The 14,240-nt window shown below is 41.1% G+C and carries 18 protein-coding genes and 1 riboswitch; of the genes, 1 reads left to right on the forward strand and 17 read right to left on the reverse strand.

The window, feature by feature from the left end:
* Nucleotides 1-23: 23 nt before the first annotated feature.
* The 15 genes from CTY48_RS09270 to manA form a co-directional block, all read right to left on the reverse strand.
* Complete coding sequence (locus CTY48_RS09270; RefSeq protein WP_180272691.1) at nt 24-797, reverse strand: energy-coupling factor ABC transporter ATP-binding protein; 774 nt, start codon at nt 795-797, stop codon at nt 24-26.
* A complete protein-coding gene (gene cbiQ, locus CTY48_RS09275; RefSeq protein WP_099468220.1) occupies nt 794-1,621 on the reverse strand; it encodes a cobalt ECF transporter T component CbiQ in 828 nt (275 codons plus the stop codon). Before cbiQ ends, CTY48_RS09270 begins: the two co-directional genes overlap by 4 nt.
* Before the next feature lie 7 nt (nt 1,622-1,628).
* Nucleotides 1,629-1,937: an energy-coupling factor ABC transporter substrate-binding protein gene (locus CTY48_RS09280; RefSeq protein ID WP_099468221.1), complete on the reverse strand. Its 309-nt coding sequence runs from the start codon at nt 1,935-1,937 to the stop codon at nt 1,629-1,631.
* A 1-nt stretch (nt 1,938) separates the two neighbouring features.
* Nucleotides 1,939-2,688: an energy-coupling factor ABC transporter permease gene (locus CTY48_RS09285; RefSeq protein WP_099468222.1), complete on the reverse strand. Its 750-nt coding sequence runs from the start codon at nt 2,686-2,688 to the stop codon at nt 1,939-1,941.
* A gap of 273 nt (nt 2,689-2,961) precedes the next feature.
* Nucleotides 2,962-3,164: riboswitch (cobalamin riboswitch) on the reverse strand.
* Between the two features lie 82 nt (nt 3,165-3,246).
* Nucleotides 3,247-4,365, reverse strand: a complete 1,119-nt coding sequence (locus CTY48_RS09290) for an aldo/keto reductase (protein ID WP_099468223.1) — start codon at nt 4,363-4,365, stop codon at nt 3,247-3,249.
* A gap of 12 nt (nt 4,366-4,377) precedes the next feature.
* The gene (locus CTY48_RS09295; protein ID WP_099468224.1) at nt 4,378-5,028 is read right to left on the reverse strand and encodes a hypothetical protein; all 651 of its coding nucleotides are present in this window, start codon (nt 5,026-5,028) and stop codon (nt 4,378-4,380) included.
* A gap of 100 nt (nt 5,029-5,128) precedes the next feature.
* On the reverse strand, nt 5,129-6,460 hold the full coding sequence (locus tag CTY48_RS09300) for a D-alanyl-D-alanine carboxypeptidase family protein (RefSeq protein WP_236354857.1): 1,332 nt from the start codon (nt 6,458-6,460) through the stop codon (nt 5,129-5,131).
* 61 nt (nt 6,461-6,521) lie between these two features.
* The gene (locus CTY48_RS09305) at nt 6,522-6,917 is read right to left on the reverse strand and encodes an arsenate reductase ArsC (protein WP_099468226.1); all 396 of its coding nucleotides are present in this window, start codon (nt 6,915-6,917) and stop codon (nt 6,522-6,524) included.
* Entirely contained in the window at nt 6,914-7,972 is a 1,059-nt protein-coding gene (gene arsB, locus CTY48_RS09310; RefSeq protein ID WP_099468227.1) for an ACR3 family arsenite efflux transporter, read from the reverse strand. Before arsB ends, CTY48_RS09305 begins: the two co-directional genes overlap by 4 nt.
* Complete coding sequence (locus CTY48_RS09315; protein WP_099468228.1) at nt 7,965-8,309, reverse strand: ArsR/SmtB family transcription factor; 345 nt, start codon at nt 8,307-8,309, stop codon at nt 7,965-7,967. Before CTY48_RS09315 ends, arsB begins: the two co-directional genes overlap by 8 nt.
* Nucleotides 8,310-8,422: 113 nt before the next feature.
* Nucleotides 8,423-9,136, reverse strand: coding sequence for a YARHG domain-containing protein (locus tag CTY48_RS09320; protein WP_099468229.1), 714 nt, complete (start codon nt 9,134-9,136; stop codon nt 8,423-8,425).
* A complete protein-coding gene (locus tag CTY48_RS09325) occupies nt 9,130-9,837 on the reverse strand; it encodes a DUF5131 family protein (RefSeq protein WP_099468230.1) in 708 nt (235 codons plus the stop codon). Before CTY48_RS09325 ends, CTY48_RS09320 begins: the two co-directional genes overlap by 7 nt.
* Before the next feature lie 169 nt (nt 9,838-10,006).
* On the reverse strand, nt 10,007-10,783 hold the full coding sequence (locus CTY48_RS09330) for a ZIP family metal transporter (RefSeq protein WP_099468231.1): 777 nt from the start codon (nt 10,781-10,783) through the stop codon (nt 10,007-10,009).
* A gap of 219 nt (nt 10,784-11,002) precedes the next feature.
* Nucleotides 11,003-11,191, reverse strand: a complete 189-nt coding sequence (locus CTY48_RS09335) for a FeoB-associated Cys-rich membrane protein (RefSeq protein ID WP_099468232.1) — start codon at nt 11,189-11,191, stop codon at nt 11,003-11,005.
* 153 nt (nt 11,192-11,344) lie between these two features.
* A complete protein-coding gene (gene manA / locus CTY48_RS09340) occupies nt 11,345-12,301 on the reverse strand; it encodes a mannose-6-phosphate isomerase, class I (protein WP_099468233.1) in 957 nt (318 codons plus the stop codon).
* 279 nt (nt 12,302-12,580) lie between these two features.
* Here manA and lexA point away from each other — a divergent pair, with 279 nt between their 5' ends.
* On the forward strand, nt 12,581-13,198 hold the full coding sequence (lexA, locus tag CTY48_RS09345; protein ID WP_099468234.1) for a transcriptional repressor LexA: 618 nt from the start codon (nt 12,581-12,583) through the stop codon (nt 13,196-13,198).
* Between the two features lie 84 nt (nt 13,199-13,282).
* Here lexA and rsfS read toward each other — a convergent pair whose 3' ends face one another.
* Together rsfS and yqeK are read right to left on the reverse strand one after the other, a co-directional pair.
* Nucleotides 13,283-13,633, reverse strand: coding sequence for a ribosome silencing factor (gene rsfS, locus CTY48_RS09350; RefSeq protein WP_099468235.1), 351 nt, complete (start codon nt 13,631-13,633; stop codon nt 13,283-13,285).
* Complete coding sequence (gene yqeK / locus CTY48_RS09355; protein ID WP_099468236.1) at nt 13,587-14,231, reverse strand: bis(5'-nucleosyl)-tetraphosphatase (symmetrical) YqeK; 645 nt, start codon at nt 14,229-14,231, stop codon at nt 13,587-13,589. The genes rsfS and yqeK overlap by 47 nt, the downstream gene beginning before the upstream one ends.
* Between the last annotated feature and the right edge of the window lie 9 nt (nt 14,232-14,240).

Below are 14,240 nucleotides of genomic sequence, written 5' to 3' on the forward strand. Positions count from 1 at the left end.
TTTCAGTATCTTTACAATTAAATCTATGATTTTCTCTTGCCTTTTTCATACTCAAATAACAGAGGCTTTTGCAACGATGCCCTGCTTAGGATTTCATCATTTTCAAATATCACAGCGGGTATATCGTCTGCGATAATCTCTCCCTCCGCAAATACGATAACTCTCTCTGCCCATTCCCACACAAAGTTCATATCATGGGTGGAAACAAGCAAGGTTACGCCCTTCTCATGCAGCCTGTCTATCTGTTCACGAAAAAGAGCTATATTTTTGCAGTCCAAACTAGCCGTCGGCTCATCAAACAAAATAATTTCCGGCTCCATCACCAAAACATCAGCTATCGTGATACGCTTTTTCTCCCCGCCGCTTAAGAAATGGGGCGGTCTCTTTGCGTACTCCGTCAGATTCATCTCCTGCATCACACTGTCTACTTTCGTGCGCACCTCCTCCTGCTTCATTCCGATATTAAAAAGTCCGAAGGATATCTCGCCCTCAACCGTCGAAGCAATAATCTGGTCATCAGGGTTTTGAAATACCATCCCGACGCTTTTACGAAGCTTCAGCAGGTTCTTTCTTGTATAGTCCAGCTTCTCTCCGTGAAAATATAAATCCCCCTCGGAAAGCTTCACAACACCGTTTAATGCGAGAAAAAAGGTGGATTTTCCGGCACCGTTACTTCCAATTACTGCTATTTTCTCCCCTTCATTTATGTCAACATTGATATTATGGAGTGCGTAGCGTCCTTCCTCGTAAGAATAGTGCGCATGCTCCACCTTCAAAACATTTTTTGTCATACTCATATGAATATCCTTTCCGCGGTAAGCAGGCTGATTATCACCACAAAATATACCCCGCATATTCCCAGCTGTTTTTTTGTGACAGGCTTTTCGCTCTCCAAAAACCTGAGATTTCCGTCATATCCTCTCGCCTCCATCGCATCAAAATTTTTGGATGCTTTTTGAAAGGCAATGACAAATAAATTTGTACAAATACCGAAGAATGACTGATAAGACCTTCGCCAGTTGATGTACCCAAGCCTCGTATCCGCGGCAGTTTTCATGTTGCTGTAAGCCTCAAGCAGTACGAAAATAAAACGGTAAATTAAAAACATCAATTCAATCATAATTTCCGGCAACTTGCATTTTCGAAGCACCTTGATAATCTCATACATCGGAGTAGACAAACTAATCATATAGAGACAGGTGACGCTGCACATCGCCTTTACACTGATTCGAACTGCCGTAAAAAGTGACTCCCACGTAATAACAAGATATCTATGTAAAATTGGGATGGAGACAATGCCCATTTCCACCTTAGACAAATCAACTAAAAGCACGATTCCGCTCAGCAAAATAAAGGTAAACGGAATCAGCAACAAATGCCAATATTCCTCTGCATTTACCTTGCCAAAGTATAAAATAACGCCTATCATAGCTACAGCAATGACGATCGAAGTGAAGCCACGGGAAAACAGGCAGAGAATTAGTGAAATTACTCCCGCCCACAATTTTAAATCAGGATTAACATAAGCTAATCCTGATCTAACTGCATAATTATCCATATCAAGCGTCCTGTTGCCGTGGCTGTGGTGCTTTTTGTTGTGATGATGGTGATGATTATGCATCTCTATCTTATCCTTCTTTCGAATATTTTTTTCTGGCTACCAGATATCCAAAACCATAAAATAATATACCTGATCCGATTGCTGCCTGAAGGCAGAACAATAAGCTCTCTGTCTCACCCGGAAGCTCTCCGCCTAATATTGTCTCCAGAACCGGAGCCGCCCAAGGCTCATATCCCGGTGAAAGCTCTTCCACAACGGAACCTGCCGCATCGTCCGCTCCGCCAAACTCTGAGCCTGATGAAATAACAAACGGTATCACCGTCAGCACAATACATAACGCAATTAAAGCGACAATTATTTTCGTATTTTTACTCATCTTACTTTGCCTCCTTTAAGAATCCGATTTCAGAAAGCTCCGGTTTTGCATAAGTTTCAAGTCCCATAAATACCGCAACCGTCAACAGACCTTCTATGATTGCAAGCGGAACCTGAGTCAAAGCAAAAATTCCTAAAAATTCAACAATGGCACCGCCGGCTCCTCCTGTCGCACTTGGGTGAGCAATACCAAGCTGTACACTTGTGACACAGTAGGTAAATAAATCACCGAGGGCAGCAGCCAAAAATACAGTTACCTTTCTGTTCCACTTCAGCTTTGTACCTAACTTATAAATACCGTAGCTCACAAACGGACCTGCAATCGCCATACTGAATGTATTCGCCCCAAGTGTTGTGAGCCCGCCATGTGCCAGCAGAATTGCCTGAAATAAAAGTACGATAATTCCGATTACCGCCATCACATTCGGTCCGAATATCATCGCACCAAGTCCGGTTCCCGTCGGGTGGCTGGAAGATCCGGTCACACTAGGGAATTTCAATGATGACAGCACAAAGGTGTAAGCACCTACCATGGCAAGTATCAATAAAGCCTTTCTATGTTCCCCTACCACTTTTTTAATCTTGATGATTCCCAATGCCAAAAACGGAATGCATAATGCCCCCCAAGCCACACAGTAACCCGGCTGTAAATAGCCTTCCATAATATGCATGGCATTTGCCGTAGGAACAATACAAAACGCAAGAGCAAGGCCCAAAAGAGCCATAAATAATTTGTTTTCTTTTTTTCTCATTTCTTCCTCCTTAAACATATGTAATAATCCCTGTAAAACATGAAATAGACAAAGAATGTGCAAAGCACATTCTCCGCGCCCGAGCAGGTTGCGTAGCAACTACTTCCACTCTGCGAGGTGCGCATAATTTTTTATATGATAGGAATTTCCTATCATATAAAAAAAAATCTATTTACCATCCAGACACATTACGCGACAGTAAATAGATTCCTAGCCAAAACAGGGGCACCTTACGGTGCTATCTATTATAAAATGCTGTGCTCCGCAGCTTTTATAATCACGTATCAAAAGGCAGGTCTTCTGACTCAGCTATCATCACCACATTTTGCCTTCCCACGTTATACGCAGTGGCTTATATCAAAATGCAGCTCCTTCTTTACAGCGGCGGGACCGTATGGGATTTTCACCCATTTCCCTATTATCCTAATCCTATAAACTAAGCTTATAGATTAGGCACCTTTTTCATCCAACAAGATGAAGCGCAAGCAGCTTCACTTGTCATAAATTATTCAATTCTATTGTTGAATATAACATGAAAGTATGTAAAAGTCAAACAATTTACGCTGTTTGCAGGACTTTCGAGACATCCTTCATTACCTCACTGATCATGATATGCTGCGGACATTCACTTTCACAATGTCTACATGACAAGCACTCGCTTGCTTTTACTTCCAATTCCTCATACAATTCCTTTGCCTTTTGCTCGCCAAGAACCGCACTCTTATTATATACCTCAAAAATCTCCGGAATATTTAAGCTTGCGGGACAGGGCATACAATACGCACATTTGGTACAGCGCACTAGCGCCTGTGTGTCAAATACGCGCTTCGCCTCATCATACATACGAAGCTCACTTTCGCTAAGCATCCCGACACCGCTTCTTGACGCATAAGTTAAGTTGTCCTCCAACTGCTCCATCGTACTCATTCCGCTGAGCAGCAAAGCTACCTCTGGATAATTCCAGATATAATCAAGTGCCGCTTCCACCGGCTGTTTCTCAGCAGGCAATACCTTTGCCACGTTTTCATACGGATTGGCCAGTCTGCCGCCAAGAAGCGGCTCCATAATGACAACGCCTATGCCCTTTCCTGCTGCATATTTCAAACCTTCTAATCCAGCCTGATAGTCAGTGTTAATATAATTAAACTGTATCTGGCAAAAATCCCATTTATCATAGCAGTCCACAATTTCTTTAAAAACCGGAAGCTCGTCGTGAAATGAAAATCCAATATAAGATATCTTTCCCGCTTTTTTCGCCTCCTCCATGTGCCAAATCAGGTTAAATTTCTTGATTTTATTTTCCAGCCTGTCTTTATCCAGTGCATGAAGCAGATAAAAATCTATTTTCTCCGTCTGAAGCTTTGACAGCTGCTCATCCAAAATACGCTCAAAGTCCTCTTCCTTTTGGATTTCCCATACCGGACATTTGGTTGCAAGATAGGTTTTCTCTCTGTATCCGTCCTGCAATGCTTTTCCCACAACAATCTCACTCTCTCCTGCGTGATACGGATATGCCGTATCAACATAGTTTACTCCAGAATCGATCGCATGGCGTATCATCTTGATTGCTTCCGCCTCATCGATATGCTTGTCCTCCCCTTCTACTGGAAGTCTCATTGCTCCAAATCCCAATGCAGATATTTTATCTGTAATTGTTCCGAATTTTCTATAGTTCATATACGCTCCCTTCTACTGCCCCATCGCAATTAAAGCAGAAATGAATGTAAAGTTTGTATGTTCAGGTCCTTGAATAAAATGGTCTTCCGGTATGACCCGAATCCAATCCTCAATGACCTTTGATTCCTGTGACAAGTCTCTTTTGATGTTGATATCCGTCCTCGGCTCTTCAAAGTAGGAGAACAAAATATTTTCATGCAGGGCGATAGACTGATATTTGTCCCCGTGAAGTAAACCTTCCTCGGTGATTGCCACATGATGATAGACATAACTAAATAGCTTCTCCGGCTTTAAAAAGGCAATACGCCCTCTTTGAAGCTCCGGCTTCCTCGCCCTTTTCCAGTCCTCCTTCCCCTCCGGTATAGCATGGTAGAATACATGATACATTTTCACCCATGTACGTTCGTTTTTCTCTTCCGGCCATTTTGCAAGGCAAGGAGAAAGCGGTGAAAACAGCACCCCCGGCTCCAGCTCTTCACCTATGGTCTCATAGTAAGCAAAAAGCATGTTTTCATACCGGTAAACACAGGCTGTCATAACCCTTTCTTCTCTCATAAGGGAGGCAATATTTTGCCTTGTGGCTTCTATTGCCTCCTCTAAGTTATCGGGATTGTTTGAATTGAGATGCCCTCTATAGTGATAGCGAAAAATTGTGTCACTCATAATGTCCTCCTTTTAGATGTCGCGTTTCTATTGCTCTACCATAGATTCTAAAATATAATCTCAGGAATGTAAAGCCATTTTCCCTATAATATTTTATGTATTATAATATCAGCTTTTCAAATACCTTCCCTAAACACCACCGAAAATCAATTTTTTTCACACCATCCGTGAGTACCACCTGCTCCACCTTTAAAATTTCACCATTCAGTGTATATTGAATCGTTCCCACCTCTTCTCCAACGCTTACCGGAGCCACCAGCTCCTGCTGGATATCATAAGAGACTTTTATCTCCTCATCCTCCCGCAAAAGAAGTCCGTCCTTTCCATCCTCTTTCCCGCTCGTATCCTGGACGCGAAGCCCGCTGTACGCCTTCTGTCCCAAATACTTTGTCTGCCCGTCTTTCACCAGCAGCGGTTCAAACTTTGTTTCGTCTACGACATATTCGTCAAAGCTACGAAAAAAATAATGTTCAATTCCATAATTCATAAGCTTTTTCGTGTCACTCCACTTATAGCTCTTATTGTTTGGCCAGCCACATGCAAGCAACGCAACAACAAAGGTCCTGCCGTCTCGCACAAGTGCCCCCACATAGCAGTACCCCGCATTGTTTGTAAATCCTGTTTTTCCCGACAATGCGCCATCCATCATATTTAAAAAAGAATTATGGTTATTACAGGAAAAAGAACGGGTTCCGCCCTCCAGCGTGCCGTCCTCCTTTGTCACCATATTGTGGAAGCTATAGCTCGCTGTCCTTGTGATTTCCAAAAACTTCTCCTTCTGTGGAGACTCACCGATACAATATGCCATAATTCTCGCCAAATCCTTAGCTGTTGTAGAATGTACCTTGACGCTTCCGTCCTCCATCGTCACCTGCGCATCAAGCCCGTTTGGAGTTATAAAATATGTATTAAAACAACCGATATCCCTTGCCTTCTGATTCATAAGCTTTGCAAAGGCTTTGATGTATTCCTTGCTTTCCTCCGTAGTCCGATCCCTTGGTTCCGCATTTTGAGGGAACGCTCCTCCCCCCACATACTCCGCTATCGCTGCGGCACTGTCGTTATGCGATTCGAGCATAAGCGAATACAACAAATCACCCAGATAAAACTGCTCCCCGGTCACGGCATTTAGCTGTACATCGGGCATGGAAGCTGCATATTTGGAAAAAGTTACAATATCACTTATATTTGAATTTTCCAAGGTCACAATCAATGTCATGATTTTGGTCGTACTCGCCATCGGAAGCTGCTCATCACCGTTTTTCTCGTAAAGAACCCTGCCGGAATCCGCATCCATCAGGACTGCTCCCTTTGCGTAGAGACTGCCGATTTCCTCCTCTGCTGTTGTGTTGCCCTCACTTGCCGTACATATGGTGGTAAGATTGGACACTGCCAAAAATAATGCAAAAATGCATATAAATATTTTCTTCAAGGAGACCTCTGCCATAATACTCATTTCTAATTATTTATGATAAAGGTTGGGAATTTATACTTCAAACTCTTTGAATGCCCCTCTTTAATTCAAGCACCTTTTCCTCAATTCGCTTTATAATCTTGATAAATTCCTCGTCACTCTTACCTGTAGGGTCCTCAAGTCCCCAATCCTCACGGTACTTGCAAGGCAAGGATGGGCAGCTTACATTACATCCCATCGTGACAACAACATCAACAGCCGGAATATCCGACAACAACTTTGAATACTGCGTCTGTTCCATGTCGATATCGTAAAGCTGTTTTACAAGCCTTACAGCGTCGGCATTGATATGTGGTTTGGTCTCTGTTCCTGCCGAATAGCACTCCAGCACATCGCCCGCAAGATGGCGGCAGAGCGCCTCTGCGATTTGGGAACGGCAGGAATTGTGAACACAGATAAATGCAATTTTAATCATATGATTCCTTCTCTCCTGTCAAAATATTTTGTTTTAAATCTAAACGAAAGATTGACAAGTGCAATCATCACAGGCACTTCAATCAATGGTCCAATCACAGCCGCAAATGCCTGATCCGAGGAAATTCCAAAAACAGCTACCGCTACCGCGATGGCAAGCTCAAAATTATTGCTTGCTGCCGTAAAAGAAACCGCAACCGTCTGCTCATAGTTGTTTCCCTGCTTATAGGACATAAAGAAGCTGATAAGAAACATAATTGTAAAATAAATAAGAAGCGGTATTGCAATTCTGACAACATCAAGAGGCAGTTTTACAATAAATTGACCTTTCAGCGTAAACATTACAATAATCGTGTATAGCAGTGCAATCAATGCGACGGGTGAAATTTTCGGTATGAATTTTTGATCATACCATTCTCTTGATTTTGCTCTTATCAGAATAAATCTTGTCAAAAATCCCGCCACAAACGGAACTCCGAGATAAATCAGCACACTTTTCGCCACGCTCCAGATGGATACATTGACAGCCTGACCTCCCCACGAAAGACCAAGCCACCTTGGAAATATCGTAACAAACAGATAGATATAAATTGAATAAAATAAAATCTGAAATACAGAATTAAGCGCAACCAATGCAGCACAATACTCATTATCTCCCTTCGCCAATGTATTCCAAACAATTACCATCGCAATGCAGCGTGCCAATCCGATAATAATAAGACCGATTGCATAGTTTGGCTTATCCTGTAAAAATAGTACTGCAAGAAAGAACATAAGAAGCGGTCCGATAATCCAGTTTTGTATCAACGATAGACCAAGTACTTTCTTATTCCTTGCAACCTTAACGATTTCCTCATACTTGATTTTGCAAAGCGGCGGATACATCATGATAATCAAACCGATTGCTATCGGCCACGAAATTGTGCCCGCACTCATACCTTCCAGCATTTCTGACAAACTCGGTACCAGATAACCTATCAAAACACCAATCCCCATTGCAACAAAAATCCAGACAGTAAGAAACCTGTCTAGAAATGATAACCTTGATTTACTCATCCTTTCCCTCCTTATCCGCTTCCACGTAATTAGAGTCCCTGCAAATGCAATCCTCTGTACCTGTCGTGACAGAACATAAAAAGTTTTTGAAATCCTGTACTTTATCAGCATTTAAGGAGTAGTACATCCATTTTCCTTCCTTGCGCCCATCCACCAAACCACAATCACAAAGAATTTTCATATGATGCGATAAGGTCGGCTGTGTTATGTTGAATTTCTCTAAAATCTCACAGGCACAAAGCTCACCGCAAGACAGCATATCCACAATCATAAGCCTGTTTGCATCCGCAAGCGCTTTGAATAACCCCACATTTGTAGTATATTTTTCATTTATCATCGTTTCACCTCACATAGATATTTATCTATATGTATTATAGATAATAACATAGATGATTGTCAATGTGTTTTTAATATTTAATTAATTTAGGTGTAACTGTTATAGATGCTAACTTATTTCGTATCTAATTCACTTAATACAATCAAATTAGCTTCTTCATATTCATTAAAAACAGATGTATCAAATTCCTCCGCCGAAAAGAGCGGATTATACCAGATACAGCCCATAAAATAATTATTCAAATCCTCACTCTTAAATATATACCCGTGTCTTGCATATATTTCATTTTTGGCAAGATTGATTATAATCTTAGGTACATCCTTAAAATTTTCTTCGGAATAGTATTTCATATCCGTGTAAAAAAGCGGTTCCACTACATTGGCAATATCGGTTACCCCTCTGATATTTTCCATGTAGTACATAACCTCTTTATAATAGCCGCTCTGCTGATAGTAGCTGCTTCGCTCACTGATTGCAGCAAGCATTTCATCTTCATCCCATACTCTATAATATCTTTCATAATAAGCATTTTGTATTTCATCCTCTGATACTTTCGTTTCTGAGACCGTTTCTGGAACATTTATATTATTTGTACTTTCTTCCGAAACCTCCTGAAACTGCTCTTTTTCATCAACAGCATTCTCCTTGGCAGACGCGTCGCTGTAATCCCCACTTTCTATATCTTCCGGTTCGGCTTCTTCTTCATAAGTGTTTTCAACTGCTTGTGTCTGATTTAAGCTGCTTTTCTCTGTTTCGCATGCCGTCAGTGCCAAACAAATACCGATTATCGGCATGATATATTTTTTCTTCCAATTTATTTTTACCAATTTATCCCCGCCTTCTTTGCCTGACTGCACAAATCCCTCGTGTTTAATTTATACGTCTTTCCATCTTTTATAAAATAAGTGCCGCATTGCCTAAATTCAAAATGGACATTATTTTCAATACACTGCTCTCTTATATCCAAAACCCATTCATAATCAAGCGGTCTTGCCTTATAATCCGACTCTCCGCCGACCACAACCAGTTCGATATCCTCTAGATAAGCGGATAAATCGATTTTTTCAATAAGAGGCTGGCAAACAATATTTTTATGTTTAATCGGTAATTTATCAAATATGGAAAGCCGAAAATCTGCTCTGTCCTGATTTTCAACCGTACAGCCTATGACCACATTGTCATAGCCATCCTCCCAGTCCTTCGGAATACAGTCCCAAAATCGTTCTATCCTTTTGGTTAGAAATAAAAAATTCAAATCGGAGCGCTCTCTTATCATCTCCCAGCATTCCTCGCGCCATTGGTCTGCATCCTCAATAAAAAAATCCGTAGAAAAACACAAATATACCATCTGCCCGGATTTTATTTTATATTCACCCTTTTTATTTTTCAAAATAGGCTCATAAAATTTCTCTGTTTTTACAATCTGGTTTGTGTCTGCTCCTCGCTTGTAATCACCCTTGTGAATATAACAAAATTTACAGCCTTCGCTGTATCTATGACATCCTCTCCACGGGTTCCACATTGCCATTTTATCACCGCCCTTTTAATTTAAAATATTCCACCTTTTCTTGAGTATATAGCATTATTCTCTTCTCGTCAAAATTTATGTGTTTTTTGGTGTCTTACTCATAAAAAAACGCCCTCGCGGATAGGAAGTTATTACTTCACAAACCGCGAGGGCATACCCTTATAATTTTCTAACCAAGCGCCACATCAAGCGTCATCATAATCAAAAATCCCACTGCAAAACCAATCGTTCCAATGTTAGAGTGATCTCCTTCGGAAGCCTCCGGTATCAGCTCCTCAACCACAACATATACCATCGCTCCTGCCGCAAAGGACAAAAGATAAGGTAAAAAAGGAAGGATGTAGCTTGTGAGCAATATTGTGATAATCGCTCCGACCGGCTCCACAACACCGGAAAGCGTGCCGTATAAAAACGCCTTTTTCTTTCCTCTTCCCTCCGATTCTAACGGCAGGGAAATAATTGCTCCCTCCGGAAAATTCTGTATCGCAATACCGATTGCCAGTGCAAACGCACCTGCCATCGTTATGTTACTGCTTTCGGTCAAAACACCCGCAAATACTACACCGACTGCCATTCCCTCTGGAATGTTGTGAAGTGTTACTGCAAGTACCAACATTGTCGTCTTTTGCAGACTGCTTTTCATACCCTCCGGCTTATCACTGCTCAAGTGCAGATGGGGTATTATTTTATCCATTATAAGCAAAAATACAATACCCAAAGCAAAGCCAACAACCGCCGGGATAAATGAAAGTTTTCCCATATCCTCCGACATATCAATAGCCGGAATAAGCAGCGACCATACTGAGGCTGCTATCATAACTCCCGACGCAAAACCAAGCAATGCCTTTTGAACCAAAGGGGATATCTGATCCCTTAAAAAAAATACACAACCTGCTCCTAAAGTAGTTCCAACAAATGGTATTAAAATTCCAAGTGCTATATTCATGTTATCATCTCCATTATGCCTTTGAATTAAATATCAATTCAAATAATCTGTATGTCTCAAGTCTACCAACCGCTGTATTGAATGACAGCCCCGCCATTTAATACACATGAAATCCCGCCTAATTTCTACCATTCTATGTAAGAAGAGGCTGACCCATAACCGACAGTAAGAAACAATTCGCAAATGGAGTAAAGCATCTATGGCTACAATATTCTCCTATCAGGAATGACAGGAGTCTCCCGATGAGGAAGTGGAATGACAACAGCCATTACAGCCCTCCCCGCCGCTGCAGCAACTCTTTCCCTGCTTCTTATCTCTTACAATCTTGCGTATAATCATACTTACCATTGCAAGCAGCAATAAGCTCACGATGATAGTCGGTAAATTTGATATAATAAATTGTATCATAAAACATCCTCCTTTTCAAATAATCCTTGATACATTCTAAAACAACTTTGTTAATGAAAGTGATTATCATTTTCTTTATCTTGAGTATATTCCTATTACTTTTGATTGTCAATGCTTTTGCCAAGGTTTATCTGATAACAGTTGTACTTTATGTTACCTGCTCACACCTGCAATGTTCACCGGATTGGAGGCAATTATCGTCATCTTTCCTGCCAACGTATATTCTCCGTACCCGTGAGGAAGGATAAAATGTTCTCCCTTTTTAATTGCGCGATTGTCAATTGTTCCTTCGCCCTCCACCACACTCATAATAAAAAATGGCTTATTCTGTACAAAGGTTTCCTGCTCGGCAATTTCGAACTTAAATACTTCATAATATTGACAAGACACGAGCTTTTGGCACTGTGAACTTTGTTTTTCTTCTATGCTCTGTACCTCTTCCTGAAACGGAACCGTAATCACATCAATACTCTTGTCAATATGCAGTTCTCTTGGCTTGTTGTCAGTCAGGCGGTCATAGTCATATACCCGGTAGGTGACGTCACTGTTTTGCTGTGTCTCTAAAAGAAGGGTGCCGCCCTTAATTGCATGAACTGTCCCCGGATTAATTTGAAGAAAATCACCTTTTTTCACCGGACGGCTGCGAATTAATTTGTCCCACTCGCGGTTTTCTATCATGGATATAAGCTCTTGCTTGGTCGCCGCATTATGTCCGATTACAATGTCTTGATCCTCCTTACAATCCAGAATATACCAGCACTCTGTTTTACCGAGGGCACCTTCCTCGTGTGTCCCTGCATAGTTGTCATCCGGATGAACCTGAATGCTTAAATCATCTCTCGCATCTATAATTTTAATGAGGAGCGGAAATTTTTCCCCGCCCATATTTCCGAATAATTCCTGATGATTCTTCCATAATTCGGACAGGCTCTCTCCTTTAAATTCACCTTCTGCAACAACACAGTCTCCACTCTCATGTGCGCTGACTGCCCAGCATTCTCCGGTTGTTTTGCTAGGTATGGAATAGCCGTATTCCTCCGCCATTCTGGTGCCTCCCCATATATTTTCCTTAAAAACCGGATTTATAAATAATATTTTATTTGATGTCATTACTGCTCTCCTTATGTGTTTGCTGTATCTCTTCGGGGTTATGTTATCTGCGATATAACCCGCCTACGATATTATAACACATTCTCTGGTTTACTCAAATTCATATTTTTAACACGCTTAAGTGAAAATTTTATATTATGCCAATCTAATCATTTTTTACAATTCAGTCATACGGCTTTATTACAACAATAATTTTGTCTTTTCGCGAACATTTGTTTGCAATCACCAAAGAGATATGTTATGATATTGATATCAATAAAATTTAGGAGGTAGTTTTGAATGGCTCAGGGCAAAATTACAGCAAAGCAATTAGAGATATTAGAATACATAAAGAAAGAAATTTTGGGAAAGGGTTACCCGCCTGCTGTTCGTGAAATTTGCGAGGCAGTCAATTTAAAATCCACATCATCCGTTCACTCCCATCTTGAAACCTTGGAGAAAAACGGCTATATCCGTCGTGACCCGACTAAGCCTAGAGCGATTGAAATTATTGATGATTCTTTTAATTTAAACAGACGTGAAATGGTTAATGTTCCTGTTATTGGAACAGTTGCCGCCGGAAGTCCTATACTGGCAGTAGAGAATATACAGAATTACTTTCCGATTCCTACTGAGCTTATGCCAAATCAGGACAGCTTTATCCTCACCGTAAAGGGTGACAGTATGATAAATGCAGGTATTTTAAGCGGAGACCAGATTTTGGTTGCACAGCAGTCCACCGCAAAAAACGGCGAGATGGTTGTCGCTTTGGTAGAAGATTCCGCTACTGTTAAGACTTTTTACAAGGAAAAAGACCACTATCGTCTTCAGCCGGAAAATGATACAATGGAGCCGATTATCGTAGATGAAGTTACCATTTTGGGTAAAGTATTTGGAGTTTTTCGAATTTTCCAATAGATATCCAAAACCGTTAGCCCAGTGCTCCGTATAAAAAAAGCAGTCGGAAACCGACTGCCTTTTTTTATATCATAGGAAACAAGCTTACAGCTTAGACGCATCTACCTCTTTACCGTCTCTCCAGATTCTCTCCAAATCATAGAACAATCTGTCTTCCTTTGAGAAAATGTGTACGATAATATCGCCGTAATCCAGAAGTATCCAGCTTCCGCTGCGATAACCTTCCACCTGCTTGCTCTCATAGCCCGCCTTATATAATTCTTCCTGTACGTTATCAACCAACGCTTTTACCTGATTTTCATTTGTACCGTTTGCTATAATAAAATAGTCTGCCATAACAGATACACCTGATATATCAATGATACGGATATCCTCCGCCTTTTTATCGTCAAGCGCCTGAAACGCTATCTTCGTCATTTCCTTTGAATTGTTCATTCTGCTCTTTCTCCTCTCTCGCTTCAATCAACTGTTTATAATATTCATATGCTTTTTCTGTCATCGGGTCACTGCTTCCCGGTTTACTTTTTAAATGCTGCAATGTATCGCCCAAAATCTGATACATGGCAAGATCAATATCCACAAATGCAGTCTGTCTGCGCTCGTCCAAAAAAGGCGCGCGGTCTCTTCTCGGCTCGATATAGTCTGCCACAAAGATAATCTTATCCAGCAAATCCATGTTCGGCTTTCCGGTCGTATGGTTTAGAATGGCACTGATAATTTCCTTGTCTCTCACCCGATACTTATGCATAGCCTGAAAAGCTCCAAGCTTTGCATGCAGCAAAAAAGGATTTTCCCGCTCACACTCTGTAATATTGATATTGTGTTTTTCACACAATGCTATCTTTTTATCATTTGGGATACATTTGGCACAGTCATGCAGCAATCCTGCAAGCATTGCTGATTTAATGTCATAACCGTAGCGCATGGCAAGTGAGCCTGCCGTATACATCACTCCGATTGTATGCTCATAACGTTCTTTATCTAATCTGGTTTTTAGCTTCCGCTGATATTTGTCTAAATTAATCTCTTTCATTTACAACAC

The organism is Konateibacter massiliensis (genome assembly GCF_900184995.1).
Taxonomy (GTDB): domain Bacteria; phylum Bacillota; class Clostridia; order Lachnospirales; family Lachnospiraceae; genus Lachnotalea; species Lachnotalea massiliensis.